The sequence below is a fragment of the Vibrio sp. Vb1166 genome, assembly GCF_033338695.1.
Lineage (GTDB): Bacteria > Pseudomonadota > Gammaproteobacteria > Enterobacterales > Vibrionaceae > Vibrio > Vibrio alginolyticus.
This window is the reverse complement of record NZ_JAWOTE010000011.1, coordinates 29,055-56,043: the sequence shown is the minus strand read 5'-3', so window position 1 is coordinate 56,043 and position 26,989 is coordinate 29,055. Positions and strand designations below refer to the sequence as shown.

Here is a 26,989-nt window from a genome sequence, read left to right as displayed (position 1 = left end):
AGGGTGGTGCTTGCTTTGCTCAACCGTTTTAGGCTTTCTTCAGGAAAGATGACATTTTTAAGGTGAAACTGTGATTAACGAAATCAAAAAAGACGCGCAAGAGCGCATGGATAAAAGCGTTGAAGCGCTTAAGAACAACCTTTCTAAAATTCGTACAGGTCGTGCACACCCAAGCCTACTATCTGGTATTTCTGTAGAATACTACGGTGCAGCAACACCTCTAAACCAAGTAGCAAACGTTATTGCTGAAGATGCGCGTACACTTGCAATCACGGTTTTTGATAAAGAGCTGACGCCGAAAGTAGAAAAAGCGATCATGACGTCTGACCTTGGTCTAAACCCTATGTCAGCTGGCACTATCATCCGCGTTCCACTTCCACCGCTAACGGAAGAGCGTCGTAAAGACCTAGTTAAGATCGTTCGTGGTGAAGCTGAAGGTGGTCGTGTTGCTGTTCGTAACATCCGTCGTGACGCAAACAACGATCTTAAAGCGCTTCTAAAAGATAAAGAAATCTCTGAAGATGAAGACCGTAAAGCACAAGACGAAATTCAAAAGCTAACTGACGTTGCAGTTAAGAAGATCGATGAAGTTCTTGCTGCAAAAGAAAAAGAGTTGATGGAAGTTTAATACTCCCACACACATCACTGTTGGAAAACGCTGTGCTCACAGCTCAGCGTTTTTTTATGTTAGTCTATCCAACTGATGGAACTCAATTAACTCCCTATGCAAAATTCTCAAGCCTTCTCTGATTCCCTTCCTAAGCATATTGCCATCATTATGGACGGTAATGGCCGTTGGGCTAAGTCCAAAGGAAAACCTCGCGTATTTGGTCATAAAAAAGGCGTTAGTGCCGTTCGTAAGACCGTGGCTGCTGCTTCAAAACTAGGCATTAGAGCCATGACGCTGTTTGCTTTTAGTAGTGAAAACTGGCGTCGTCCGGAGGAAGAAGTGGGTCTTTTGATGGAACTGTTTATCACGGTCCTGTCTAGTGAAGTAAAAAAACTACACAAAAATAATTTACGGTTGCGCGTGATCGGTGATACCAGTCGATTTAGTGAGCGTCTACAAAAGAAAATTGTAGAAGCAGAAAACCTAACGGCAGATAACACGGGTATGGTGATCAACATTGCAGCCAACTATGGTGGTAAATGGGACATCACAGAAGCTGCTAAAACGTTAGCGCTAAAAGCACGTAACGGTGAAATTCGTGTAGAGGATATCAATGAGCAGCTAATCACTGAGCATTTGACCATGGCAGACCTACCGGAAGTGGATCTTTTAATTCGCACCAGTGGAGAGTGCCGCATCAGCAACTTTATGTTGTGGCAAATGGCTTATGCAGAAATGTACTTTACACCAGAGTACTGGCCAGAATTCGATGAAGACAGTTTGGTAGAAGCTGTAACTTGGTTTATCAACCGAGAACGTCGTTTTGGCTGTACAGGTGAACAAATAAAGGCATTGATGGCAGCTCAATAAGGACTAGTTAGTTTGAAACAGAGAATAATAACAGCACTAATTTTAGCTCCCCTGGTTATTTTAGGCATTTTTAAATTACCGCTAATGGGCTTTATTGCCGCTTTAACTGCAATAACGCTATTAGGTTTTTGGGAGTGGACTCAGTTTACAGGAAGCAACTCTCGCATTGCTGCCCTTGTGCCGGCAATCATTATTACCGGACTTAGTTTTCTATACATCTCGCCTGATGCATATAGCCTCAATCACTTAACGACACCTCATTATGTCGTCTTGGGTATTGGTTTTGTTTGGTGGATTATTGCTAGCTTAATGGCGATTACTTACCCCAAAACGACGAAATCTTGGCAAAGTAATTTTGTTTTACGTCATGTATTTGGTTTTCTGACATTAATCCCATTCCTTTGGAGTGTGATTATTCTCAGAGCGTATGACATCACTGTAGATCCATACCACGGCGCAAAGCTTGTGTTGTACGTTTGTTTCTTGGTATGGGCTGCAGATAGCGGCGCCTACTTTGCAGGCAAAAGCTTAGGCAAACGTAAGATGGCTCCTCATGTAAGCCCCAATAAAACCATTGAAGGGCTAATTGGTGGCATTATCACGGCATTAATCGTAGCGTGGGCATTTGCTGATTGGTTCGATATCCAGTTCACTAGCCCTGTCCATATGGTGCTGATTACGCTGGTTACTGTCGTTATTTCAGTGCTTGGTGATCTGGTTGAAAGTATGTTCAAACGTGTCTCAGGCATTAAAGACAGCAGTAACATTATCCCAGGGCACGGTGGTGTGCTAGATCGTATCGACAGCCTAACCGCAGCATTCCCAGTTTTTGCTCTTCTTTACTACGTATTCTAATTTATCAGGAGCGGCGTCGTCGCTCCTGAGCTTTCTAACGGTCTTACAACATGCAAAAGTTAACGATTCTTGGTGCTACTGGATCAATTGGTGCAAGCACGCTTAAAGTGGTCGAACAAAACCCAGATCTGTTTTCTGTCGTTGCCTTAGCGGCAAGCACTAACGTTGAAAAGATGATCGGTCTATGTCGTCAGTGGCAACCTAAATATGCGGTCATGGCAGATAAAGCTGCGGCGTCTCAACTTCAAGCTGAGCTACACTCGGTTTCGCCAGGTACCGAAGTGCTAGGTGGTACTGATGCGCTATGTCATATAGCTTCGCTGGACGAGGTCGACAGTGTAATGGCTGCTATTGTAGGAGCCGCTGGCTTATTGCCTACCATGGCTGCCGTGAAAGCAGGTAAGCGAGTCTTGTTGGCAAATAAAGAAGCACTTGTAATGTCAGGCCAGCTATTTATTGATGCTGTAGAAGAATTTAGCGCAGAGCTACTTCCCGTCGACAGTGAACACAACGCCATTTTCCAATGTTTACCACAGCAAGTACAAACCAATCTAGGTCGTTGCAATTTACAAGAACATGGCATTTCTCATATTTTGTTGACTGGATCTGGTGGTCCTTTCCGTTACACTGACATCGCAGAACTGGAGCAGGTGACACCCGCTCAGGCGATCGCTCATCCAAACTGGTCGATGGGGCCAAAAATTTCTGTTGATTCTGCCACGATGATGAATAAAGGCCTTGAGTATATCGAAGCTAAGTGGCTATTTAATGCTGCTCGCGAACAACTGAAGGTGGTTATTCATCCTCAATCTGTGATTCATTCTATGGTTCAGTATCGTGATGGTTCGGTCTTGGCACAAATGGGAGAAGCGGATATGGCGACGCCAATTGCGCTCACCATGTCATACCCGTCAAGAGTAGAAGCTGGGGTTAAGCCGCTAGACTTCACGAAAGTTGGTGAGCTGACGTTTTTGCAGCCTGACTTTGCTCGTTACCCATGTTTAAAACTCGCAATTGATGCTTGTTATGAAGGTCAACACGCAACAACGGCATTGAATGCAGCTAATGAAGTCGCTGTTGATGCATTTTTAAATAACAGACTAGGTTTTACCGATATTGCTCGCATCAATGAGTCTGTGTTGAATAAAATCAACGCAAGCTGCAAAGCTGAGAATGCGAATAGCTTGGAAAGCTTGCTCGAGCTAGATAGAATGGCACGAACTATTGCCCTAGAAACCATACGCGAGCGTAGCTGATGACTGGTATATTGTGGAATCTCATTTCTTTTATCGTCGCACTGGGCATTCTTGTTGCCGTGCACGAATTTGGGCACTTTTGGGTTGCTCGCCGTTGCGGCGTTAAAGTTGAAAAGTTTTCAATCGGTTTCGGCAAGTCTATTTGGAGTAAAGTAGGCAAAGACGGAACGGAGTACAGCATCTCAATGATCCCTCTCGGCGGCTATGTGAAAATGGTTGATAGCCGTGTCGATGAGGTGCCAGAGCATGAGAAGCACCTAGCGTTTGATAAGAAGCCGTTATGGAAGCGAACCTCTATTGTTGCGGCTGGCCCCATCTTTAATTTTCTTTTCGCAATTTTTGCCTATTGGCTGGTATTTCTAATTGGTATCCCAGCAGTTAAGCCTGTAATTGGTGAAGTTACGCCCAATTCGATTGTTGCGGAAGCTGGAATTGAATCTGGAATGGAACTTAAATCGATATCTGGTATCAAAACTCCGGATTGGGAATCAGTAAATATGGGATTGATTTCTCATATTGGCGATGATTTGATGACGGTAACACTAACGTCAGCGAATGAAGTTGGTTCAGAAGTAACGAAAACGCTCGATTTACGTGAGTGGAAGTTCGACCCAGAAACTCAGTCAGCGATGCAGTCGTTAGGTTTTGCTCCGTATACACCGGAGGTGTATCGAGTTATCGAGCAGGTCTCGCAAGGTGGAGCGGCGGAAAAAGCCGGTGTGCTTCCAGGTGATGAGGTTGTCGCAATTGGTCAACAACGCGTGACCGAATGGAAGCAAGTAGTTGAAGCGGTTCGTTCTAATCCTGATACACCGCTTGAATTGACGGTGTTACGTCAGGGTTATGAGCAAACATTGACGCTGACGCCCGGTAGCCGTGAGCTAGCTAACAAAGAAGTCGTTGGTTTTGCAGGTATTGCACCTAAAGTCGCAGAATGGCCAGAAAGTTATCGCTTCGATCTTCAGTTTGGTGTATTCGAGTCAATAGGTAAAGCAGTAGACAAAACTGGCCAAGTCATTGGTTTGACAATCAGCATGCTTAAGAAGCTTATTGTTGGAGACGTTGGTCTGAATAATCTGAGTGGACCAATATCAATAGCCAAAGGCGCAGGCGCGACAGCAGATTATGGTTTGGTCTACTTTTTAGGTTTTCTCGCTCTAATTAGTGTTAACCTAGGTATTATTAATCTCGTTCCTTTACCAATGTTGGATGGCGGTCATTTGTTGTTTTTTGCAATTGAAGCAGTCATTCGACGTCCTGTTCCTGAGAAAGTGCAGGAAATGGGCTTTAGAATTGGTGGTGCGATCATCTTCTCGCTCATGGCGTTAGCGCTATTTAATGATTTTACTCGTCTGTGATAGTTCAGAGACAAAAGCAGTAGCAAGGAATAATTAGAACAAGTATGGCGATTAAGCGAATTCTATTTGCAAGTTTACTGGCGACCAGTGTATCTGCAAATGGAGCAGAGAACTTCGTAGTTCAAGATATTGAAATCGATGGATTGCAGCGTGTAGCACTGGGTGCTGCATTGTTGAAAATGCCTGTACGTGTCGGTGATACCATTGGCCAAGGCGATGTTGCAGAAATTATCCGCGCCCTGTATGCATCTGGTAACTTTGAAGATGTGAAAGTGTTGCGTGACGGTGGTGTTCTGATGGTTCAAGTCAAAGAACGTCCTACCATTGCAAGCATCTCTTTTTCAGGTAACAAAGCAATCAAGGACGAGCAGCTACAAGAAAACCTGAACGCGTCTGGCGTTCGTGAAGGTGAAGCGCTTGACCGCACCACGCTAAGCAACATTGAAAAAGGCTTAGAAGACTTTTACTACAGCGTAGGTAAATACAACGCAACAGTAAAAGCGGTGGTGACTCCACTACCACGTAATCGTTCTGATCTTAAGTTTGTCTTTACTGAAGGTGTGTCGGCAAAAATTCAGCAAATCAACTTTATCGGTAATGAAGTGTTCAGTGATGAAGAACTGCTTTCGCGCTTTAACTTAAATGTTGATGTGCCGTGGTGGAATTTCCTTTCTGATGAAAAGTATCAAAAGCAAGTTCTTGCAGGTGATATTGAAGCACTCAAATCATTCTACCTGGATCGTGGTTACTTAAAATTTAACGTTGATTCGACACAAGTTGCAATCTCTCCTGACAAGAAAGGGGTATACATTACTCTTGGTCTAGAAGAGGGCGAGGTTTACACCGTTAAGGACGTGAAGTTCCGTGGTGATTTGATTGGTGAGGAAGCGACGTTCGAAAGACTTGTGCCATTTGAAGACAATGAGACATACAACGGCTCGTTGGTGACTTCAATGGAAGAAGGGATTAAGCGTGTGCTTGGTGAGTCCGGTTATGCTTATCCTCAAGTGAATACCATTCCAGAGTTTGACGACGAGAATCAAGAAGTTTCTTTGGTCGTTAACGTAGACCCGGGTAACCGAATTTATGTTCGTGATATTCGCTTCACGGGTAATAACTCAACCAAAGATGAAGTCCTTCGTCGTGAAATGCGTCAGATGGAAGGCAGTTGGTTGAACTCGAAATCGATTGAAACGGGTAAAACTCGTCTAAATCGTTTGGGCTACTTTGAAAATGTTGAAGTACAGACGGTTCGAGTTCCTGGTAGTGATGATCAAGTTGACCTAGTTTATTCTGTCAAAGAAGCGAACTCTGGTAGCGTTAACTTCGGTGTTGGCTACGGTACAGAATCGGGTGTGAGCTTCCAGGTTGGCCTGCAACAAGATAACTTTATTGGTAGCGGTAACCGTGTTGGTATCAACGCGATGATGAATGACTACCAGAAAAACATCAGTCTTGATTACCGTGATCCGTACTGGAACTTAGACGGTGTAAGCTTGGGTGGTAAGGTTTTCTATAACGAATTTGAAGCGAAAGAAGCCAATATCGTTGACTATACCAACGAAAGCTATGGCGCGAGCTTAACGTGGGGCTTCCCATTCGATGAGTTGAACCGTTTTGAATTCGGTGTCGGTTATACGCACAACAAGATCGGTAACTTATCGCCTTACTTGCAGGTAGAGCAGTTCTTACGAGCACAAGCAGACAACATTGATTCTAGTGGAGCGTTGAACACAAACGACTTCGACTTCAATATCTCTTGGACACGTAATAACTTAAACCGTGGCTATTTCCCTACGGCAGGTAACCATCAGCGTGCATTCTATAAAATGACCGTACCTGGCTCTGACGTTCAATACTTCAAAATGCAGTACGATGTTCGCCAGTATGTGCCATTGACTAAAAAGCACGAGTTTACCCTCTTGTTCCGTGGCCGCTTAGGTTACGGTAATGGTTACGGTCAGACGGATGGTAACGATAACTTGTTCCCATTCTACGAAAACTACTACGCAGGTGGCTTTACATCGCTTCGTGGCTTTGGCTCAAACTCTGTTGGTCCTAAAGCGGTTTACCGTGATACATCTGGTTCAAATAATGGCGCAGATACAGCAACAGATGACTCTGTTGGTGGTAACGCCGTAGCGCTAGCAAGTGTTGAGTTGATTGTCCCAACACCATTTGCATCAGAAGAAGTACAAAACCAAATTCGTACCAGTATCTTCTTTGATATGGCAAGTGTTTGGGATACGGAGTTCGACTACCGCGATTCAGGTGCGGAATATGGTGACCGTTACTACTACGATTACTCAGATCCAACCAACTACCGCTCTTCTTACGGTGCGGCGTTGCAGTGGATGTCTCCAATGGGGCCACTAGTCTTCTCACTAGCGAAACCAATTAAGAAATTTGATGGCGATGATGAAGAGTTCTTCACATTCACTATCGGTAGAACTTTCTAAAGAGGAAAATATTTTGAATAAAATGATCAAAGCGGCTGGGATTGGCCTTCTTGTACTGAGCTCTTCAATGTTTGCAAATGCGGCAGAAGCTGCACAGAAAATTGCTTACGTAAATACAGCTCAAGTTTTTCAAGCTCTTCCTCAACGTGAAGTTGTACTACAAAAAATGCAGAAAGACTTCAAAAGCAAAGCTGATGAACTGAAGTCAATCCAAGCACAAGCTAAAACAAAGATTGAGAAGCTACAACGTGACGGCGAGCTTTTGGGTCAAGACGAAGTTGAAAAGCTACGTATCGATATCGCGAAGCTAGACAGCGAGTACAAAGTGAAAGCACAAGCACTTGAAAAAGCAAGTGCGCGTCGTGAAGCTGAAGAAAAAGCGAAGCTTTTCAAAACGATTCAAGATGCAGTTAAGAAAGTCGCAGACAAAAATGGTTACGATCTTGTGATTGATATCTCTGCTTTGCAGTACGGCAAGCCAGAATACAATATTTCTGAAGACGTAATTAAAGCTCTAAAATAAGAAGTTATGAAGACATTAACATTAGCCGAATTGGCGACAATTACCGGGGGTGAGCTGTTTGGTGACGAGTCTCTCGTTGTAAGCCGTGTTGCTCCAATGGATAAAGCACAAGAAGGTGACGTAACCTTCTTGTCTAACCCAAAATACGCAAAACACCTTTCTGAGTGCCAAGCTACCGTTGTTATGGTAAAGGCTGAGCATAAAGATCAATGCGTTGGAAGTGCGCTAGTGGTTTCAGACCCTTATGTCGCATTTGCTCGTGTGGTCCAAGCGATGGATACCACACCAACACCGGCAGACGATATTGCACCAAGTGCTGTGATTGCCGCTGACGTTAAGATGGGTGAGAACGTTACAATCGGCGCTAATGCTGTGATTGAAACGGGCGTAGAACTCGGCGATAACGTAAGCGTTGGCGCTGGTTGTTTTATCGGTAAGAACGCCAAGCTAGGGAATAACACCAAGCTTTGGGCTAATGTCACTATCTACCATGAAGTGTCATTGGGTGATGACTGTCTCGTTCAATCGGGTACCGTCATTGGCTCTGATGGCTTTGGTTACGCTAATGACAAAGGCGAGTGGATTAAAATTCCTCAGCTTGGTTCAGTGCGTATCGGTAACCGCGTTGAGATTGGTGCTTGTACTACGATTGACCGCGGTGCACTCGAAGATACTATCATTGAAGACAATGTCATTCTGGATAACCAACTTCAAATCGCGCACAACGTGCAGATCGGATATGGTACCGTGATGCCTGGTGGTACTATTGTCGCAGGCAGTACAAAAATTGGTAAGTACTGCCAGATTGGCGGCGCGTCTGTTCTGAATGGCCATATCACTATCGCAGATGGTGTGGCGATTACAGGTATGGGCATGGTAATGCGCAGTATCGAAGAAAAAGGCCTTTACTCATCAGGTATTCCACTACAAACGAACAGAGAGTGGCGTAAGACCGCAACTCGAGTTCACCGTATTGATGAGATGAATAAGCGCCTAAAAGCGGTTGAAAAACAGCTGGAACAGAAAGAAGAAATTTAGAACAAGTTATCTTTCGCTCTGTATTTAACACGAAGGCTAACAAGCTCTAGTTCCATATTCTGTACGAAGACTCGCGAAATGCGGGTCTTTTTCTTCTATAATGACGCGCTCTAAGTAGATTTAACTCCAAGATGGTGCGTATTTTGCTAGTATATTGTAAAGCGATTCGGCTTTACGACCTGTTGCCACGTTTGCCATCTTGGCGGCAAAAAATTGATATAGGAAGACGACTTTGACTACTGAAAAGAAAACGATGAACATCTCTGAAATTCAAGAGCTACTACCTCATCGCTACCCATTCTTATTGATCGACCGAGTGATAGACTTCCAAGAAGAGAAGTACCTTCACGCGATTAAAAACGTGTCGGTTAACGAACCTCAGTTCACAGGTCACTTTCCTCAACTACCAGTATTCCCAGGTGTTTTGATTTTAGAAGCAATGGCTCAGGCAACAGGCTTACTTGCATTTAAATCATTTGGTGCACCAACAGAAAATGAACTGTACTACTTTGCAAGCGTAGACGGCGCGAAATTCCGTAAACCAGTGGTTCCGGGCGACCAATTGGTTATTGAGGTAGAATTTCTGAAAGAACGTCGTGGCATTGCTGCATTTAGCGGTGTAGCAAAAGTTGACGGCGAAGTAGTATGTTCTGCAGAACTGAAGTGTGCTCGTCGAGAGTTTTAATATGATTCATGAAACCGCTAAAATCCACCCGGCAGCGGTGGTAGAAGAGGGCGCCAAAATTGGTGCTAACGTAACAGTAGGTCCTTTTACGTACATCACCTCTACGGTTGAAATTGGTGAAGGCACAGAAGTGATGTCTCACGTTGTGATCAAAGGTCACACAACTATTGGCAAAGATAACCGTATTTTCCCACATGCTGTCATTGGTGAAGAAAACCAAGACAAAAAATACGGTGGTGAAGACACAACTGTGGTTATCGGTGATCGTAACGTCATTCGTGAAGCGGTCCAAGTTCATCGCGGCACAGTGCAAGACAAAGCAACCACGATCATTGGTGATGACAACTTATTATGTGTGAATGCACACGTTGCGCACGATGTTGTTATTGGTAACCATACTCATATCGGTAATAACTCGATTCTTGGTGGTCACGTTACAGTTGATGATTATGCCGGTGTGATGGCACTGTCTGCGATTCATCCGTTTTGTACAGTGGGCGCTTACGCTTACATTGGCGGCTGTTCAGCTGTGGTGCAAGATGTCCCAGCTTATGTACTCGCGCAAGGTAACCACGCTACTCCATTCGGCTTGAACCTTGTTGGCTTGAAGCGTAATGGCTTTGAGAAACCAGAGATTCGTGCGCTACAAAAAGCGTATAAAGAAATCTACCGTTCAGGTAAGACGCTAGAAGAAGTGAAGCCTATTCTAGCTGAAATGGCTCAAGAGTGGCCAGCAGTGAAGCGTTTCTCAGATATTCTGGAAACGACGGAACGTGGCATTATTCGTTAATTGGCGAATGAACCAATAAATAAAAAGATCGTGACCGAATTTGAGGTTACGATCTTTTTGTGTTTTATGGATAAGGCAAACCGTTATCCATAGCGCACAGGAAAAATAGCGAAGTAGATATGGAAAGACCATTACGTATTGGCATCATTGCCGGAGAATTGTCTGGCGATACGCTAGGTGAAGGCTTTATCAAAGCAGTAAAGCAACAATATCCAGACGCAGAGTTCGTAGGCATTGGCGGTCCGAAAATGATAGCCCAAGGTTGCGAGTCTCTGTTTGATATGGAAGAGCTTGCGGTGATGGGATTAGTCGAGGTTTTAGGCCGCTTACCGAGACTTCTTAAAGTGAAAGCTGAGCTCGTTCAGTATTTTACTCAGAATCCGCCTGATGTTTTCATCGGGATCGATGCTCCTGACTTCAACTTACGCCTGGAGCTTGACCTCAAGCAAGCGGGCATTAAAACCGTTCATTACGTGAGTCCGTCTGTTTGGGCTTGGCGTCAGAAGCGCATCTTTAAAATAGAAGCGGCAACGAACTTGGTACTAGCATTTCTTCCGTTTGAGAAAGCGTTCTACGACAAATTTAATGTACCTTGCGAGTTCATTGGTCATACCTTGGCTGATGCCATCCCACTAGAATCAGAACAAGCGCCTGCACGTGAGTTGCTTGGTTTAGAACAAGATAAAAAGTGGCTTGCTGTCCTGCCAGGCAGTCGTGGTAGCGAGTTAAAAATGCTCTCAGAGCCATTTATTGAAACCTGCAAGTTACTCCATAAAAAATTTCCAGAACTGGGGTTTGTTGTCGCGCTTGTTAATCAAAAACGCCGTGAGCAGTTTGAACAAGCATGGAAAGTGCTCGCACCAGAATTAGACTTCAAGTTAGTTGATGACACCGCACGCAACGTCATCACCGCATCCGATGCCGTGATGCTGGCCTCCGGTACCGTAGCGTTGGAGTGTATGCTTCTCAAGCGTCCAATGGTGGTGGGTTATCGTGTGAATGCATTTACTGCTTTTTTAGCTAAACGTCTATTGAAAACGAAGTATGTGTCATTGCCGAATATCTTGGCGGATGATGAGCTCGTCAAAGAATATCTACAAGATGAGTGCACACCAGACAATTTGTTTACTGAGGTTTCTCGCTTATTGGAAAGCGACAATAAACCGATGTTAGATAAGTTTACGGAAATGCATCATTGGATTCGTAAAGATGCGGACCAACAAGCCGCAAACGCGGTTCTAAAACTGATTGAGAAATAGAGATTTATCATGGCTGTTAAACCAAAAGCGACCAAAACCAAAGTTGAACTCCCTCCGTTTGAATATCCGCAAGGTTACCAGCTTGTGGCCGGAGTCGACGAGGTAGGACGTGGCCCTTTGGTGGGAGACGTCGTCACCGCTGCGGTTATCCTTGATCCTAACAATCCTATTGAAGGGTTGAACGATTCGAAAAAATTGACCGAAAAGAAACGCATGGCGTTGCTTCCTGAAATCAAAGAAAAAGCATTGGCGTGGGCGGTCGGGCGTTGTTCTCCTGAAGAAATCGATCAACTGAATATTTTGCAGGCGACTATGGTTGCGATGCAGCGTGCAGTGGCGGGGTTACAGGTTCAACCTGATTTGGTGTTGATTGATGGTAACCGTTGTCCGGAGCTGCCAATGGATGCTCAAGCTGTAGTAAAAGGCGATCTACGTGTTGCCGAAATCAGTGCGGCTTCAATTATTGCCAAAGTCGTGCGTGACCAAGAGATGGAAGAGTTGGATAAACTTCATCCACAATTTGGCTTCGCGAAGCACAAAGGTTACCCAACTAAAGTGCACTTTGAAGCGATTGAGCAACACGGAGTGATCAGTGAACACCGCAAGAGTTTCAAGCCAGTAAAAAAAGCGTTAGGCATAGAATAATCAAACGATCTAATTGGTGTTATAAACCCAACCTCTTTAGGTTAGAATCCCCAACAAAATAGAGTTACACGGTACCTGTTAATGTCAGATCCCAAATTCATCCACCTGCGTGTTCATAGTGACTTCTCGATGGTGGATGGCCTCAACAAAGTTCCGCCAATTGTAAAGAAAGTTGCTGAGCTCGGTATGCCCGCAATGGCGTTGACCGACTTTACCAACCTATGTGGTTTGGTGAAGTTTTACGGTACGGCGCATGGCAGTGGTGTTAAACCGATCATTGGTGCTGACTTTAAAATGCAGTCGGACGAGTTTGGTGAAGAGCTGACACAAGTGACTTTGCTTGCGGCGGATAATGTAGGTTATAAGAACCTGACGTTATTGATATCAAAAGCGTACTTACGTGGACATGTTCAACACTACCCAGTGATTGACAAAGCCTGGTTGGCTGAAATGTCTGAAGGCCTGATTGTATTATCCGGCGGTAAAAGCGGGGAAATTGGTCGCGGCCTTTTGAAAGGCAACCGTCAAATAGTGCAAGGGTGTGTTGATTTCTATAAACAGCATTTTCCAGATCGCTTTTATCTTGAGCTACTTCGTACCGGTCGTCCAGATGAAGAAACTTATCTTCACTTTGCGGTTGAATTGGCAGAGCAGCAGGACTTGCCAGTAGTGGCGACCAATGAAGTTGTATTCCTGAGTCCTGACCTATTTGATGCTCATGAAATACGCGTAGCGATTCACGATGGTTACACATTAGAAGATCCGCGTAGGCCAAAAAACTACAGTCCGCAGCAATATCTTCGTACAGAAGAAGAAATGTGTGAGCTGTTTGCTGATATTCCTGAAGCGTTAGAAAACAGTGTCGAGATAGCGAAGCGTTGTAACGTGACTGTGCGCTTAGGTGAGTACTTCCTACCAGCTTTCCCAACCGAAGGGATGAAAGAGACTGAGTTCCTAGTCATGAAATCCCGAGAGGGGTTGGAAGAGCGTTTAGAGTTCCTATTTCCAGATGAGGAAGAGAGAAAACGTCGCCGCCCTGAATATGATGAACGTCTTCAGATAGAGCTAGATGTTATCAACCAAATGGGGTTTCCTGGTTACTTCTTGATCGTAATGGAGTTCATCCAGTGGTCAAAAGATAATGGAATTCCTGTAGGTCCTGGACGTGGTTCCGGTGCTGGTTCTTTGGTGGCTTACGCACTAAAAATCACCGATCTGGATCCACTAGAATATGACTTGCTGTTCGAACGTTTCTTGAACCCAGAACGTGTTTCGATGCCCGATTTCGACGTCGATTTCTGTATGGATAAACGTGACCAGGTTATTGACCACGTTGCGGAAATGTACGGTCGCGACGCGGTATCTCAGATCATCACGTTTGGTACCATGGCGGCAAAAGCGGTAATCCGTGACGTTGGTCGCGTATTGGGCCACCCATTTGGTTTTGTTGATCGTATTTCAAAGCTGATCCCGCCCGATCCAGGCATGACGCTAGATAAAGCGTTTAAAGCTGAACCTGCACTACCTGAATTGTATGAGGCCGATGAGGAAGTTAAAGAACTCATCGACATGTGTCATATTTTGGAAGGCTGTACGCGAAACGCCGGTAAACACGCTGGTGGTGTTGTAATTTCACCTACAACAATTACCGATTTTGCGCCAATTTATGCAGACGCTGAAGGTCACTTTCCGGTTACTCAATTTGATAAAAACGATGTTGAGACCGCTGGCCTAGTTAAGTTTGACTTCTTGGGTTTACGTACCTTAACCATTATTGACTGGGCGTTAGGACTGATTAACCCACGCCTAGAGCGAGAAGGGAAAGAACCGGTTCAAATTGAATCCATACCGTTAGAAGACCCTGCCTCTTTCCGTTTGTTGCAAAACTCTGAAACGACAGCAGTATTCCAGCTTGAATCTCGAGGCATGAAAGAGCTGATCAAACGACTTCAGCCAGACTGTTTCGAAGACATTATCGCATTGGTAGCACTCTTCCGTCCGGGTCCTTTGCAATCGGGCATGGTAGATAACTTTATCGACCGTAAACATGGTCGAGAAGCGATCTCTTATCCAGATGAAAAGTGGCAACACGAGTCGCTAAAAGAGACGCTTGATCCAACCTACGGCATCATCCTGTATCAAGAGCAGGTAATGCAGATTGCGCAGATCTTAGCAGGTTACACGCTAGGTGGTGCGGACATGCTTCGTCGTGCAATGGGTAAGAAAAAGCCAGAAGAGATGGCAAAACAACGTGCTATCTTTGAAGAAGGTGCGATAAAGAACGGTATCGATGGCGAGTTGGCGATGAAAATCTTCGACTTGGTAGAGAAGTTCGCCGGTTATGGTTTTAACAAATCGCACTCTGCTGCTTATGCATTGGTTTCTTATCAAACTCTTTGGCTGAAAACACATTATCCTGCCGAATTTATGGCTGCGGTAATGACAGCCGATATGGATAATACGGAAAAAGTCGTTGGCTTGGTCGATGAGTGTTTCCGTATGAAGCTTACCGTGCTGCCACCAGACATCAACTCTGGCCTATATCGCTTTAATGTTGATGAAAATGGCGCAATTGTTTACGGTATTGGTGCGATAAAAGGGGTTGGTGAGGGCCCTATCGATGCGATTCTTGAGGCGAGAAATAAAGGTGGTCACTTTAAAGACCTATTTGATTTCTGTGCTCGAGTTGATCTAAAACGCGTCAATAAACGAGTGATAGAGAAGCTGATTTACGCGGGCGCGTTGGATCGACTAGGCCCACACCGTGCGGCGATGATGGCGTCACTCAATGATGCGGTAAAAGCAGCAAGTCAACATCACCAAGCTGAGGCGTTTGGTCAAACGGATATGTTTGGTGTGCTAACGGATGCACCTGAAGAAGTAGAGCATAAGTATACGCAGGTTCCGCCTTGGCCAGAAAAAGTGTGGTTAGAGGGCGAGCGTGATACCCTAGGTCTATATTTGACAGGGCACCCAATTAACGCCTACGTAAAGGAACTAAACAAATACACCAGTTGTCGACTAAAAGACGCAACGCCCACTCGCCGCGACCAATCTGTCACGGTAGCCGGCCTGGTTATTGCCGCTCGTGTAATGACGACTAAGCGTGGTACACGAATTGGCATTATGACACTGGATGACCGAAGTGGTCGCATGGAAGTGATGTTGTTCTCAGGTGCACTGGATCGATACGCTGAACTTCTCGAAAAAGACAGAATTTTGGTCGTTTCTGGACAGGTCAGCTTTGATGACTTCAACGGTGGCCTTAAAATGTCGGCGCGTGAAGTTATGGATCTCGGCAGTGCGCGCGAGAAATACGCTCGTGGTTTGTCGGTATCGATAGATGCAAATCAGATCAACGATCAGTTTTTTGAGCAGTTCAGCCGTATTTTAGAACCGCACAAAGCCGGAACCGTACCCGTCAATGTATACTACCAGCGTGCCGACGCCAGAGCGCGGTTAACATTGGGCACCGAGTGGCGAGTTACGCCAAGTGATACATTACTCGACGATTTAAAACAGTTGCTTGGCAAAAGCCAGGTAGAACTCGAATTTAACTAAAAATTCAGCGCAATATGTTAGACGCTGAGTAAACAAGGATTCATAGATGAGCCTAAACTTTCTTGAATTTGAAAAGCCAATTGCAGAACTAGAAGCGAAAATTGAAGCATTACGTGATGTCTCTCGTCACGGTGGTGATTCTGCGATTGACCTGGATAAAGAAATCGAACAGCTTGAGAAGAAAAGCTTAGAGCTGAAGAAAAAAACCTTCAGTGACCTAGGTGCATGGGAAACAGCTCAACTGGCTCGTCACCCACTACGTCCTTACACGCTGGATTACATCCAACACGCTTTTGAGGAGTTTGATGAATTAGCGGGTGACCGCGCGTTTGCAGACGACAAAGCGATTGTGGGTGGCATGGCTCGCCTTGAAGGCCGCCCTGTGATGATCATTGGTCACCAAAAAGGTCGTGAGACCAAAGAAAAGGTGAAACGTAACTTTGGTATGCCGAAACCAGAAGGCTACCGTAAGGCTCTACGCTTGATGGAAATGGCAGAGCGTTTCAACATGCCGATCATCACATTTATTGACACGGCTGGCGCATACCCAGGTGTGGGCGCAGAAGAACGTGGTCAATCTGAAGCTATCGCGAAAAACCTAAAAGTGATGTCTGGTCTTAAAGTACCAGTAATCTGTAACGTTGTCGGTGAAGGCGGTTCTGGTGGTGCATTAGCAATCGGTGTAGGCGACTACGTGAACATGCTTCAGTACTCTACGTACTCAGTAATTTCTCCTGAGGGTTGTGCTTCAATCTTATGGCGTGATTCAGACAAAGCGCCACAAGCGGCAGAGGCAATGGGCCTAACTGCTCCTCGTCTTAAAGAGCTTGAACTGATCGACGAAATCATTGAAGAGCCACTAGGTGGCGCTCATCGCGATCATGTTCAAATGGCAGCGAATATGAAAGCAACACTACTTCGTCAGCTAGAAGATCTAGAACAATTGGATGAAGAGACGCTACGTGAACGTCGTTACCAGCGCCTAATGAGCTACGGTTACTGTTAATTTCGGTGATTGCTATTAAGCGTTAGCTGATATCTCAAGTGATAACAGTTAAAATAGAAAGGGTTGGATGAGAGTCCAGCCCTTTTTTGTACCTATCGGATCGCTTATGGAATCGCTTTACCTGCATTTTGCTCAAGTTCTCGGCCGCTACTATCAATCAGGCACTAAGGTTGTCTTGGCGTTTAGCGGAGGAGTGGATTCACGTCTTTTACTCGAATTACTCAGTCGCTACCAACAAGCGCACTTTGTAGAGTGTCACGCTGTGTATGTGCACCATGGTTTAAGCTCGAATGCCGATAATTGGGCCGATAAATGCTTACTTTGGGCACAACAAGTGGGGATATCGTGCTCGATTGAGCGAGTGAGCTTAGACATCAGCAATGGTGAAAGTATTGAACTTCTTGCTCGTGAAGCTCGCTACCAAGCCTTAACTAAGTACATTCAAGAAGGCGATATACTGTTGACTGGTCAACATGCCGACGATCAAATAGAGACTTTTCTCCTTGCGCTTAAGCGCGGCAGCGGGCCTAAAGGGTTATCTTCGATGGCGGAGAGTATGCCGTTTTCTGGCGGATCTCTAGTTCGACCATTGCTTACTATCAAGCGGAAGACCATCGAAGACGCCGCTACTAAATTAGGCTTGGAGTGGGTGGAAGACGAAAGCAATCAAGATACCCGTTATGATCGTAACTTTCTTCGTCATTGTGTTATTCCTGAATTGTCTGGTCGTTGGCCGAGTATCCATCAAGCGGTTCAGCGCAGTGCAAACTTATGTGCTCAACAAGAAGCGCTATTGGATGAACTATTGAGCGCGGTGTTTGAACGCGCTTTACAAACGGATCTAAGTTTGAGTATTGAAGAACTGGCTAAGCACAGTGGATTAGCGCGTGCGCGCTTGATTCGTATGTGGCTGTCTAAGCTTAATACTAGTATGCCGACTCAGGTACAACTCAATCTTATCTGGAATGAAGTGGCATTAGCTCAGCAAGATGCCAACCCCAAACTACAACTTAAACAAGGTGAAGTGCGCCGTTTTCGAAATCGTCTCTATTGGGTAACGGAAACGGCTGATGTCACTAAGTGGCAAAGTACGATTCAAGTTGATGCGACTTTGTCGCTGCCTGAGGGACTCGGGGAGCTGACCTTAACGACGAGTTCTAGCAACGCAACGATTGCGCTACCGAGTCAGCCAGAATTGCTTCGCGTGACCTTCAATCCGGAAGGCTTATCAGCGCATCCAACCATGCGTAATCATAGTCGAAAACTGAAGAAGTTATTCCAAGAATACAATGTGCCAAGCTGGCTGCGTCGTCAAATTCCGATTTTAATGTACCAAGACCGAGTCGTTGCTGTGGCAGATCTGTTCGTTGATCAGGCGTTTAATGGTCAAGATTGTGAACTTATTTGGCGCAGGTAATGAAAATTCATGCCACAATGTCGATTATAAAATATAAAAATCCTTAAATAATAATTGATTAGGTGAAGCAATGAAGAAAACAATCATGGGTGCAATGGTGGCGTTAACCATGTTCAGTGGGCAGGCTCTAGCTGCGGGAGATGCTGCAGCAGGTCAAGCAAAGTCGGGAGTATGCGCGGCGTGTCATGGCGCTGATGGTATTGCTGTCATTCCGGGTTACCCAAATCTGAAAGGGCAAAATGAGCAATATATTATCAGTTCAATTAAAGCTTATAAAAATAAAGAGCGAACAGGTGGGCTTGCTGCTGTGATGCAAGCTCAAGCTTCATTGTTGTCTGATGAAGATATCGCTAACCTAGCGACTTACTACGCAAGTTTGAAGTAAACGCGAGTCTGAAAAAGCTTGGACGATTGGGCATTGAGCAGTCCTCATTGAGTTTTATCAACTCACGATATTCGCTATGTTAATTTGCTCAGCCTGGATTTTCGCTGGTGAATCAGAGACAAACATTGAATGTTGCGAAACGCTAAACGATAATAAGCGCAATCGATTGAAGCTTAAGGGATGAACATGAAAAAAATTGAAGCGATTATCAAGCCATTTAAACTGGATGATGTTCGAGAAGCGCTAGCTGAAGTTGGCATTACAGGGATGACTGTCTCTGAAGTGAAAGGTTTTGGTCGCCAAAAAGGTCACACAGAGCTTTACCGTGGTGCAGAGTATATGGTGGACTTTCTACCTAAAGTGAAGCTCGAAATCGTTGTAACGGAAGATGTGGCTGATAAATGCGTAGAGACAATCATTGAAACCGCGCAAACTGGTAAGATTGGTGATGGTAAGATATTCGTCACTGACATTGAGCGTGTGGTTCGTATTCGTACTGGTGAAGAAGACGAAGACGCGATCTAAGGTTTCTTGTCACCTGTTTCGTATTTATTATGCTAAAAGGGAGCCAAGTGGCTCCTTTTTTGTTGTTTGCTTATTAGTGAAATCATTTAACCCGAGATTGGTTGTTCTAGATTTCGGGTGCCTACATTCAGGTTTGTCGTATGTTTAAGCGTTTTTTTCTGGCGTTAGCTTTTCTTATTATGGCGGTATTGGTCGGCTTCCAGGTTATTTTCACCGTACCAGATCAGCCGCAAATCATTACTCAAAGAGGCTCAGAGTTGACGCAGGATATTAGGTGTATCGAATTTAGCGGCTCAAAAGCTCTGGATCAGGGCGGTGAAATCAATGTACTTGTCTGGAATATCTACAAACAGAACCGAACGAATTGGCAAAGTGCACTCAATGAATTCTCTGCTGATAAGCAGCTGCTGTTATTGCAAGAAGCCAGCATGACACCATCATTTAAACAGTGGTTGGTGGATGGTCGCTGGGTTAGTAATCAAGTGAGTGCTTTTAAGGCGCTGGGTAGCGGTGCCGGTGTAATTAGTATTGCTCAAGGGCAACCAGAAAAAGCCTGCGCTTACACCTCTAAAGAGCCGTGGCTTCGCTTACCTAAGTCTGCATTATATAGCCAGTATCACTTGAGTAATGGCGAGAAACTCGCAGTGGTGAATGTACATGCGATTAACTTCACCGTAGGTACAAAAGAGTATATATCTCAGTTAACGGCGCTTGAAATGCTTTTAAAGCATCATGTGGGGCCAATTCTATTTGCTGGAGACTTCAATAGCTGGAGTGAATCTCGCGTTAATGCGATGAGGCAGGCCTTAAAGGCTGCGGACTTACAAGAGGTGACGTTCTTGCCGGATCATCGAGTCCAATTTATAACAGGGTTACCACTGGACCATGTGTTTTACCGAGGTCTGACGCTTAAGTACGCAAAAGCGCCGCAGAGCGACGCTTCCGATCATAACCCATTGTTATTGTCATTTACGTTAAATGACTAGCTTAGGTTACCACAATATAAAGTGCCCAAATAACGTAGAAGAATACCCATGGCAGGCTTGCAATCACCAAAGCTTGGCCACGTTCAAACTCCGTCCACGTCAGTACAACGCCGTAGCCGAGCACAATGTACCAAGGCAGAAGCAAAGGTAACGAGCTAGCGAAATGAGACCATTCGTTAGTAAGAGGCAGCTTTAACAGACCATTGAGGCTATTTAAATCTGCAGCGTAAGTCATTACCTGACCATGCTTGAGTAGCAAGCTCGCGTAGCTTGCTACATCGCCCAATACTGCTGGGAATAAGATAGCACACGATGCGGCAAACCATTTCCAGTAACCGTATTGTTGTTTGCTTGCCTTTGTTGCAAGAAAGAACCAAAGCGCGAGCAATAGTAAGGTGGCAAAGCGGTTGAATACATCATTGATGATCGCGCTTGCCATTAGCGTGTTTGGTTCTAATAGCTCAATCTGCTTCGGGTCGATTTGCTGAAATTGCGCAGCAAGTTGGTCACTGAGCCACGTGAAATCGACATTCGAAAAGTAAGCACCCCAGAATAAAAACGGACTAAGCATCAGGAAGATGAACGGTTGCCATCCCCATCCACCGCGTTGATAAAGCGCAAGAAAACAAGATGTTGGAGAACGAAAAATGTCCAACAGCATCACAAGTGGATTGCTTGATGGGTTCATACACTTACCTTCGTTACGTCAACGTACAACTTAAGCTTTTGACCTGGTTGTAAGTATTTTTTCTTGTGTAGCGAGTTCCATTTCACGATGTCGTTCGTTTTTACTTTGAACTTGCTTGCAATGCCGCTAATGGTGTCGCCAGAGCGAACGTTGTAGAAAACGGTACGGATCACAGAACCTTTGTCTGAGTCTTTCCAAATCACTAGCTTTTGACCCACACGCAATGGATCTTTAGGGCCCATACCATTCCATTTAGCTAACGATTTATACGACACTTTATTGTTACGTGCGATTGACCACAAACTTTCTCCAGACTGAACGACATGGGTGAGCTTGAGTTGACCACGAGCACGAGATTGAGTCTTGTTTAATCGGTTTTGTGCCGTTAATGCATATTTTGCATCGTCTTTTGTTGATGTCGGAATCAATAGGTATTGACCAATACGAATGTTGTTATTCGATAGGCCGTTGGCACGTCGAATGACTTTCGTGGTTGTGCCGTATTTATTAGCTAGCACGCTTAAAGAGTCACCAGATTTCACCTTGTAGCGAGCGACCTTCATCCCTTTACCGCGATTTTTCTCCACCTTGGTGAGAAAAGTCTCTTTTTTCTCTACGGGAATCAAAAGTTGGTGCGGCCCCTCAGGCGCTGTCGACCACTGGTTGTATGCTGGGTTGTAACTCTGCAACTCTTTTACGCTAATGCCGGCATAATCTGCGGCAATAGCCAGATCTAACTGCTCTTCTGGATCAACAAGCGTTAGAACAGGCTTGTTTGGAATTGCAGGAATATTAAGTCCGTACTTGTCTTGGTTTGCGATAACGTCAGCCAAGGCCAATAGCTTAGGAACGTAACTGCTGGTCTCTTTTGGTAAGTCTAATGAGAAGAAATCGATAGGTTTACCGAGCTTTTTATTCTTACGAATTGCGCTAGAAACTCGGCCTCCACCGCTGTTATAAGCGGCGATTGCATGTTCCCAGTTACCATCAAAACGCTCGTTTAGTTGTACTAGGTAGTCCAGCGCTGCATCCGTTGCTGCTGCCACATCTCTGCGACCGTCATACCAGTAGTTTTGCTCTAATCCCATCATTTTTCCGGTGCCTGGGACAAATTGCCACAACCCAGCCGCGCTGCCATGTGAGTAGGCAAAGGCATCGAATGAACTTTCCACTACAGGAAGTAATGCAAGCTCCATTGGGAGTCCGCGCTCTTCGATACGTTTTGTGATCATGTATAGAAAAGGAGTCGCACGCTTAGATACCGTGTAAAGGTGATTTGGGTGCTTTAAATACCACGTACGGTAGTAGTCCACTTTCTTGTGGTTTGGGATATCCATGTCCAGCTGCATGGCGATACGTTGCCACACATCTTCTTGTTCTTGGGGGGAGAGAACTTTAGGCGCGTCGTTAGCGGATTTTTTTGCTAGTGACGATTTATTGCCCGGTTGAGCTTTTACTGCATTTTGCTTTGCAGTCTGCTCAGATTTATTGGTTTCTGGTGTAGAAGACGTTGAATCTGACTGAGTCAATTGACAGCCAGATAATAACAACGCCAACGCCCAAGTATACTTCAAACGCATGGATTCAGCCTATTTAGGGCCTGTTTATCTTCACCTGCCTGTCGCGCAACGTAATGTGCGTGGCAGTCGCAAGATAATAGACATCTTTTAAACACTAACTAATTTATAGAGGCAAAGAGCTTCTAATTATGCAATGGGGAGAAATTCAAATAGATTTATATCAACCCCAAACGTAAGAGAAGCGCCAGTGGCGCTTCTCGAAAAATCAGTCCCTGATAATACTGGGGTCTTGCAAACTTACAAGCAGAAAATGGTTAAAATTCGTTCTTCCACTCGCGTAAAGCAGTAAAAACCGAGCATGGATCGCTATTTTTAATGCGACTAGCAACAGATTGAACCACGTCAGGGTTAGAGGTTCGCAAGAACGGATTAATCCACTTTTCTTTGCGTATTGTTGTTGGAAGTGTCGGAATGTTGAGTGCTCGCAGTCGGTTTACATCGTCGCGATATTGGCGAAGTTGCTCATTGTCAGGTTCAACCGCTAGAGCAAACGCCACGTTACTCGCGGTGTATTCATGCGCGCAGAAGACTTGAGTTTCTTCTGGTAGAGACGTTAGTTTGCTCAGTGATTCAAACATTTGCTCAGGCGTACCTTCAAAAATACGACCGCAGCCAGCAGAAAAGAGCACATCACCGCAAAACAGTTTTCCGTCCCCAACGTAACCGATATGGCCCAAAGTATGGCCGGGTAACCCAAGTACTAAGAAAATCTCACCAAACAACTCCAGCTTGTCGCCTTCTTCCATTGGTGTCGTTAGGGTTGGAATTGGCTCTGATTTTGGGCCCACAACGGCGACGTCAGGAAATGCACGCACTAAGTCTGGAACGCCACCAATGTGATCGTTGTGGTGGTGCGTAATTAAAATCGCTTCTAAAGTTAATTCGTTAGCCTGCAGAAATTCTAATACTGGCTTCGCATCGCCCGGATCAACGACTGCGCAGCGCTTATCGCTATTTTGTATCAGCCAGATGTAATTATCATTAAATGCGGGTATGCTTTTGATCTCTAACACGATTCGTTCTCCGTCACCCATTTTAGTCAGGTGGTTAATGAAACCAGCACTCAGCAACAAAACTATACCACACCCGTCGACTTGGTCAGCAATGAACAACGGTCCGTGGGTGCTTGAGTCAATCCAGACCCGACTTGATGAATGGTGCCCGAAACTCTTCGGCTACCATATGCTCAAACTGGGCGGGTTGAGCTGTGAGCTAACCAGCTGTAATTGTAACATTCAACACCAAGTCAACGTAGATATCCAGAACCCGTTGCATAATGTGATTGCGGATGGTTACGAATTACCCTTTTTGGAAAAAAGCTTTGATGTTGTGATACTCGCTCATCAGCTCGACTATGCAAGCGATCCACACCGTTTGTTGCGTGAAGTCGATAGAGTGATGATGGATGATGGCTATGTAATTATTACTGGATTCAACCCATTAAGCTTGACTGGATTAGCGAGTTTGCTTCCATGGCGTAAACATAATTTGCCTTGGAGTGGACGAATGTTTACGTCAAACCGCATCAAAGACTGGTTAGGGTTACTTAATTATCAAGTGATTCATTGTGATCGTTATGCGCTGTTTCCGATGAAACGTTACCGTACGATGTGGACATGGTTGGAAAATAGTCTTGGTGATTGGGCATCACCCGCTGGGAGTTTGTATTACATAGTCGCGCGGAAACGGACATACCCTCTCAAGCCTATCAAACCGCATTGGCGCTTGAAGAAAAAGCTCACACCACTTGGGGTGATGAATCGAGAGGGTAACACTATGAGGAAAGAATCTCGCTAAGAGGGTTGGTAACCTGTATCTTCCTCAGTTGGGTTTTCTGCAGCAGTCCGGGCTAGCTCATCACACATTTCGTTCTCACGATGGCCTGCGTGGCCTTTTACCCAATGCCATTCAACTTGATGGCGTGCGGTTTCTTTGTCTAGAGCTTGCCATAAATCGGCATTCTTCACGGGTTTTTTATCCGCTGTTTTCCAACCACGCTTCTTCCAGTTATGGATCCACTGAGTAATACCTTGGCGCACATATTGGCTGTCAGTCGTTAAAGTGACTTTGCAAGGTTGTTTCAACGTCTGCAGCGCGACGACAGCCGCCAACATTTCCATGCGGTTGTTGGTAGTTAACGTATAGCCTTTGGAAAGTGTCTTTTCTACGTCTTTGTAACGCAATACTATGCCGTAACCACCTGGTCCTGGGTTACCTAAACAAGAACCGTCAGTGAAAATCTCAACGTGTTTGGTCATATTTTTTGGTACTATTAGCCGAAACATTTAATAAAGCATAGTCTGACATACATAACCTTATGAATACCAGCAGCAATTCTGAATATAACCGCATTGTCGTTCTCGATACCGAAACCACAGGTATGAACCGCGAGGGTGGTCCTCACTACATGGGACACCGCATTATTGAAATCGGTGCCGTGGAGATCATCAACCGTAAGCTGACTGGTCGTCACTTCCACGTTTATTTAAAACCCGATCGTGAAATCCAACCAGAAGCGGTTGAAGTTCACGGTATTACGGATGAATTCTTGGTTGATAAACCGGAATACGCGAGCGTGCACCAAGAGTTTCTTGAGTTTATTAAAGGCGCAGAACTTGTTGCCCACAACGCGCCCTTCGATACCGGCTTTATGGATTACGAGTTTGGCATGCTCGATCTTAACATCGGCAAAACGGACGACTACTGCAAGGTGACCGACACCCTTGCTATGGCGAAGAAAATCTTCCCTGGTAAGCGAAACAACCTTGATATCTTATGTGAACGTTACGGTATTGATAACTCGCACCGTACTCTCCACGGAGCTTTGCTCGATGCGGAGATTCTAGCCGACGTTTACCTCTTTATGACGGGTGGTCAAACGAGTCTAGAATTTAACGCGAATAAACAAGAGGGTGGAGTAGAAACCATTCGTCGTATTGAAGGAAGAAAAGCGCTAAAGGTTTTGCGCGCAAGTGCCGATGAACTAGAAGCTCACCAAAAAAGATTAGAGTTGGTGAACGACTGTATTTGGCATCAATAGGAGAAGCTATGTTGAGGGCTTTGTTGGTCGCGTTTTTAGCGATATGGAGTAGTCTCTCGAGTGCTGCGAGTGAATCTACAATGTCTTTGTTAGACAATCGCTTTCGAGTTGATCCAACCATCGAGCAGATCACGTTTTTGGTTTATCGTGAGCAAAGTTCTCAGCCAGTTGTTTTAGTCCGTCCTGACGGTAAAAAATACTATGCTTGGGGCTCTTACGACAATGTACGTTGGTATCAAGAAGCCTCTCTCGATATTATTTCCGTTGATAACCCTATGCCAGGTCCATGGCAGGCTGTGGGGAAAGTTACGCCTAAAAATAACATCCGCTTAATTTCTCACCTAAAGCTCAGTACGGATCTGTTCCCAAACCGATTATATAATGGGGAAGCGCTTAAGTTTACAGCTCGCCTGACCTCCGACGGCAAACCTCTTGTATTGCGCGACTTCCTTGATCGCGTGAATCTGCGCGTGACATTTACCAAGTTTGTCGAAAATGAAGATGAGCTGATCAAAGAAGCTCGTCCAGTGCCGATGGTTGTGGGTGAGTTTTCTGATGACGGCCGCGGCTTGGATGAAAAAGCAGGGGATGGAGTGTTCACGGTTCAGCTCCCAATAGACGTTGAGCCTGGTAAGTACCGCGCTCGCATCACGTCTGGCAATGGCGTATTCTTACGAGCGCAAGAACAAGTCATCTTGGTTTATCCGAACCCAATCTCTCGTACTTTTATTCAGGCTCGTAATCACGATAAGCCACACCAATTAGTGGTGAGTGGCGAGCAAGGTATGATTGCACCAGGCTCTATTGCAGTCACAGTGAAAAAGGACGCTCCCGATGGTTTCATTGGTTACAGCCAAGGACAGGTCTCTAAAGATGGAATGAGAGTTACGTTGAACCTCAATAACGATGCTGAGCTTGGTAAGTACGCATGGCGCGGCGAGATCTTTGCCACTGATTTTGCAACCCAGCGCTCGTTGGTGTTTCCTATCCCAGAGCAAACCTTCAGTGTTGTTGATGAAGTTGATCTAGAAGCTGCTCGAATTGCAAAAGAAGCTGAATTAGCCGAACAGCGCCGTATTGAAATGGAAAAGCAAATTATCGCTGAGCGAGAGGCTGAGCGTAAGCGCAGCATGATTATTATCGCGGTGGGTAATTTGATAATGCTGCTGATTGTGATCATTGCATGGATAGTCTGGCGCAAAATTAAAGCGAAGCGCGATGCCATGCCAGAGATGCAATTAGAAGTACCAAAGAAATAGTAGTAACACATAAAGCGAGAAACGGAGCCAATCGGCTCCGTTTTTTTATCAAGTTACCAAGTTGGAAGAAGAAAAATGGATAAATTATGAATATTTAAGTTTACTGTATTCAAATATATGTTTGGGATTTTATATAAATAATATATCATTTTTACTTTCTAAATTGGTTGCATTTTTAATGTGACTAACTTTCA

At 45.1% G+C, this 26,989-nt stretch carries 25 protein-coding genes; 21 read left to right on the top strand and 4 right to left on the bottom strand.

Translation table 11 applies throughout. The annotated features are described in order from the left end of the window. Positions 1-70 precede the first annotated feature (70 nt). The 18 genes from frr (at position 71) to R7E51_RS12865 (ending at position 20,228) form a co-directional block, all read left to right on the top strand. Entirely contained in the window at positions 71-628 is a 558-nt protein-coding gene (gene frr, locus R7E51_RS12950; RefSeq protein ID WP_005380330.1) for a ribosome recycling factor, read from the top strand. A gap of 96 nt (positions 629-724) precedes the next feature. Continuing rightward, positions 725-1,480, top strand: a complete 756-nt coding sequence (locus R7E51_RS12945; RefSeq protein WP_005380331.1) for an isoprenyl transferase — start codon at positions 725-727, stop codon at positions 1,478-1,480. 12 nt (positions 1,481-1,492) lie between these two features. Further along, positions 1,493-2,335: a phosphatidate cytidylyltransferase gene (locus tag R7E51_RS12940; RefSeq protein WP_005385351.1), complete on the top strand. Its 843-nt coding sequence runs from the start codon at positions 1,493-1,495 to the stop codon at positions 2,333-2,335. Between the two features lie 50 nt (positions 2,336-2,385). Further along, positions 2,386-3,591 (top strand): 1-deoxy-D-xylulose-5-phosphate reductoisomerase, encoded by a 1,206-nt coding sequence (gene ispC, locus R7E51_RS12935; protein ID WP_017820752.1) that lies wholly within the window; start codon positions 2,386-2,388, stop codon positions 3,589-3,591. Continuing rightward, positions 3,591-4,949 carry a sigma E protease regulator RseP gene (rseP, locus tag R7E51_RS12930; RefSeq protein WP_005380334.1) on the top strand — a complete coding sequence of 453 codons (1,359 nt, stop codon included), beginning with the start codon at positions 3,591-3,593 and terminating at the stop codon, positions 4,947-4,949. The genes ispC and rseP overlap by 1 nt, the downstream gene beginning before the upstream one ends. 44 nt (positions 4,950-4,993) lie before the next feature. Continuing rightward, a complete protein-coding gene (gene bamA, locus R7E51_RS12925) occupies positions 4,994-7,408 on the top strand; it encodes an outer membrane protein assembly factor BamA (RefSeq protein ID WP_005391802.1) in 2,415 nt (804 codons plus the stop codon). 13 nt (positions 7,409-7,421) lie between these two features. After that, positions 7,422-7,931, top strand: a complete 510-nt coding sequence (locus R7E51_RS12920) for an OmpH family outer membrane protein (RefSeq protein ID WP_005391804.1) — start codon at positions 7,422-7,424, stop codon at positions 7,929-7,931. A 6-nt stretch (positions 7,932-7,937) separates the two neighbouring features. Continuing rightward, positions 7,938-8,969 (top strand): UDP-3-O-(3-hydroxymyristoyl)glucosamine N-acyltransferase, encoded by a 1,032-nt coding sequence (lpxD, locus tag R7E51_RS12915; RefSeq protein WP_171343218.1) that lies wholly within the window; start codon positions 7,938-7,940, stop codon positions 8,967-8,969. 232 nt (positions 8,970-9,201) lie between these two features. Next, positions 9,202-9,654, top strand: coding sequence for a 3-hydroxyacyl-ACP dehydratase FabZ (gene fabZ / locus R7E51_RS12910; protein ID WP_005380349.1), 453 nt, complete (start codon positions 9,202-9,204; stop codon positions 9,652-9,654). 1 nt (position 9,655) lies between these two features. After that, positions 9,656-10,444 carry an acyl-ACP--UDP-N-acetylglucosamine O-acyltransferase gene (gene lpxA, locus R7E51_RS12905; RefSeq protein ID WP_005380357.1) on the top strand — a complete coding sequence of 263 codons (789 nt, stop codon included), beginning with the start codon at positions 9,656-9,658 and terminating at the stop codon, positions 10,442-10,444. A gap of 119 nt (positions 10,445-10,563) precedes the next feature. Continuing rightward, a complete protein-coding gene (gene lpxB / locus R7E51_RS12900) occupies positions 10,564-11,703 on the top strand; it encodes a lipid-A-disaccharide synthase (protein WP_047102603.1) in 1,140 nt (379 codons plus the stop codon). Between the two features lie 9 nt (positions 11,704-11,712). Beyond that, on the top strand, positions 11,713-12,348 hold the full coding sequence (gene rnhB / locus R7E51_RS12895; RefSeq protein ID WP_033905509.1) for a ribonuclease HII: 636 nt from the start codon (positions 11,713-11,715) through the stop codon (positions 12,346-12,348). Positions 12,349-12,429: 81 nt separating this feature from the next. Next, the gene (dnaE, locus tag R7E51_RS12890; RefSeq protein ID WP_206957667.1) at positions 12,430-15,909 is read left to right on the top strand and encodes a DNA polymerase III subunit alpha; all 3,480 of its coding nucleotides are present in this window, start codon (positions 12,430-12,432) and stop codon (positions 15,907-15,909) included. Between the two features lie 46 nt (positions 15,910-15,955). Continuing rightward, the gene (gene accA, locus R7E51_RS12885; protein ID WP_005380365.1) at positions 15,956-16,915 is read left to right on the top strand and encodes an acetyl-CoA carboxylase carboxyl transferase subunit alpha; all 960 of its coding nucleotides are present in this window, start codon (positions 15,956-15,958) and stop codon (positions 16,913-16,915) included. Positions 16,916-17,021: 106 nt separating this feature from the next. Continuing rightward, a complete protein-coding gene (gene tilS / locus R7E51_RS12880; RefSeq protein WP_064368714.1) occupies positions 17,022-18,332 on the top strand; it encodes a tRNA lysidine(34) synthetase TilS in 1,311 nt (436 codons plus the stop codon). Between the two features lie 70 nt (positions 18,333-18,402). Next, positions 18,403-18,717 carry a c-type cytochrome gene (locus R7E51_RS12875; protein ID WP_064368713.1) on the top strand — a complete coding sequence of 105 codons (315 nt, stop codon included), beginning with the start codon at positions 18,403-18,405 and terminating at the stop codon, positions 18,715-18,717. Positions 18,718-18,903: 186 nt separating this feature from the next. After that, entirely contained in the window at positions 18,904-19,242 is a 339-nt protein-coding gene (gene glnB / locus R7E51_RS12870; RefSeq protein ID WP_005380372.1) for a nitrogen regulatory protein P-II, read from the top strand. A gap of 140 nt (positions 19,243-19,382) precedes the next feature. Then, positions 19,383-20,228 (top strand): endonuclease/exonuclease/phosphatase family protein, encoded by an 846-nt coding sequence (locus tag R7E51_RS12865; protein ID WP_054576285.1) that lies wholly within the window; start codon positions 19,383-19,385, stop codon positions 20,226-20,228. 1 nt (position 20,229) lies between these two features. Here the strand turns inward: R7E51_RS12865 and R7E51_RS12860 are convergent, their stop codons facing one another. From R7E51_RS12860 to gloB, 3 genes are all read right to left on the bottom strand, one after another. After that, the gene (locus tag R7E51_RS12860) at positions 20,230-20,916 is read right to left on the bottom strand and encodes a YIP1 family protein (protein WP_005380375.1); all 687 of its coding nucleotides are present in this window, start codon (positions 20,914-20,916) and stop codon (positions 20,230-20,232) included. Further along, a complete protein-coding gene (locus R7E51_RS12855; protein ID WP_017820746.1) occupies positions 20,913-22,496 on the bottom strand; it encodes a lytic transglycosylase in 1,584 nt (527 codons plus the stop codon). The genes R7E51_RS12860 and R7E51_RS12855 overlap by 4 nt, the downstream gene beginning before the upstream one ends. Before the next feature lie 254 nt (positions 22,497-22,750). After that, positions 22,751-23,509, bottom strand: a complete 759-nt coding sequence (gloB, locus tag R7E51_RS12850; protein ID WP_017636045.1) for a hydroxyacylglutathione hydrolase — start codon at positions 23,507-23,509, stop codon at positions 22,751-22,753. A gap of 37 nt (positions 23,510-23,546) precedes the next feature. On the opposite strand from gloB, the gene R7E51_RS12845 reads away from it, so the two are divergent. Beyond that, positions 23,547-24,293, top strand: coding sequence for a class I SAM-dependent methyltransferase (locus R7E51_RS12845; protein ID WP_017636046.1), 747 nt, complete (start codon positions 23,547-23,549; stop codon positions 24,291-24,293). Here the strand turns inward: R7E51_RS12845 and rnhA are convergent. Continuing rightward, positions 24,290-24,754 carry a ribonuclease HI gene (rnhA, locus tag R7E51_RS12840; protein WP_005380384.1) on the bottom strand — a complete coding sequence of 155 codons (465 nt, stop codon included), beginning with the start codon at positions 24,752-24,754 and terminating at the stop codon, positions 24,290-24,292. The genes R7E51_RS12845 and rnhA overlap by 4 nt on opposite strands. 59 nt (positions 24,755-24,813) lie before the next feature. Between rnhA and dnaQ the strand changes: the two genes are divergently transcribed. Further along, complete coding sequence (gene dnaQ, locus R7E51_RS12835; protein WP_206957665.1) at positions 24,814-25,536, top strand: DNA polymerase III subunit epsilon; 723 nt, start codon at positions 24,814-24,816, stop codon at positions 25,534-25,536. Between the two features lie 8 nt (positions 25,537-25,544). After that, entirely contained in the window at positions 25,545-26,795 is a 1,251-nt protein-coding gene (locus R7E51_RS12830) for a TIGR03503 family protein (protein ID WP_206957664.1), read from the top strand. Positions 26,796-26,989: the final 194 nt, after the last annotated feature.